This is a genomic window from Microcoleus sp. AR_TQ3_B6 (assembly GCF_036702785.1).
In the GTDB taxonomy this organism is placed as follows: domain Bacteria; phylum Cyanobacteriota; class Cyanobacteriia; order Cyanobacteriales; family Microcoleaceae; genus Microcoleus.
Map to the genome: position 1 here is coordinate 1 of NZ_JAUBVJ010000247.1, position 1,081 is coordinate 1,081.

General features: G+C 48.6%; 2 protein-coding genes. Both read left to right on the forward strand.

Features of this window, described 5'->3' with window-relative positions; translation table 11 throughout:
* Positions 1 to 240, forward strand: a 240-nt coding sequence (locus QUB56_RS36990; protein WP_332961317.1) for a hypothetical protein, incomplete at its 5' end; no start/stop codon positions are given.
* Positions 241 to 243: 3 nt separating this feature from the next.
* The coding region (locus QUB56_RS36995) for a hypothetical protein (RefSeq protein WP_332961318.1) at positions 244 to 1,081 on the forward strand (838 nt) is incomplete at its 3' end.

Genomic DNA, 1,081 nt, shown 5'->3' on the forward strand with positions numbered 1-1,081 from the left:
CGCATCCTGACCGGCGCCGAATTGATGCTCCAAGTCCGCAGCGTGACCCACAACGATGCGTCGAAGTTCTTCGCACGCGAGTGTGAGACTCAGAGTGCGGCTCTTTCGCCAAAGTGCCGCGCAAGTGCACGTTTTGTCTTCGATCGCCACAATGTTGATAATCCGACGGGGACGATGAAGCGCAGGGTCTTGCTGAGCTGGGACGCGGAACTGCAGCGTCAGGCATATGGAAAACGATAAGGGTTGAATCTACTCAAGCTGGAGCAGGTCCGCGTGCCAAATATTGTCGAAATTTCAATCAGAGCGCAGAACCAGCCTGATAGATTGGCCCTGCTTGCTTTGCTGGATATAGTCTCAGATGAAAATAGGTATAAATCTTTTGTAAATCAGTGCATGTCGGCGCATCCCGAGTACGTCCAGCGCCGCGCATTGCTTGAGGCCGGCTTCTTTTCCGGCATGGAGTTTCTTAGTTTGCTGCAAAGCAGCACTAATACTTCAAGTTTATCTACAGAATACGCTTCACGCGCTTTGAGGAAATTGAATGAGTGGATGTTCATTGGTGATATGACTAACCTGGTCCCTGGAAACGCGGTGTCGTTTCAATGGAACCATAAGCTAGTCGCAAGATTTAAAGCTCTATCTCTCATAGATAACATCGTCAACGGAACGTCATATTTAATAGAAAAGTATGAGAAGTCGGTTCTGCCGGTCATTGTGTCCGATAGTCTGGGCGACCTTTACACCGGGACCGGCTTTGTATCAAAAATATCGCCTCAGTCGAGCAAGTTTTTTATGGTCTCTGCGAAACATAATGTAGGAGACGACAAAAAATTCATAGAATTTGGATCGACCGATGTAAAACCTGTCGGGCAATGGTTCCTGCACCCCTCGCTAGATTTGGCCTGCATCGAGGTGACGACTGATGAAAATGTAGTGCCAATATACCTCTCGGAAATCGTAGAAATTTTAACGCAGACCATTTCTCTCGGCTACCCTGGGGTTGGGCGCGTAAGCAAGCAATATTTATTGGCTCACAGGGGAGAGGTTAACGCCAAGGTCAAGGACTATTCCCAGCAGGACT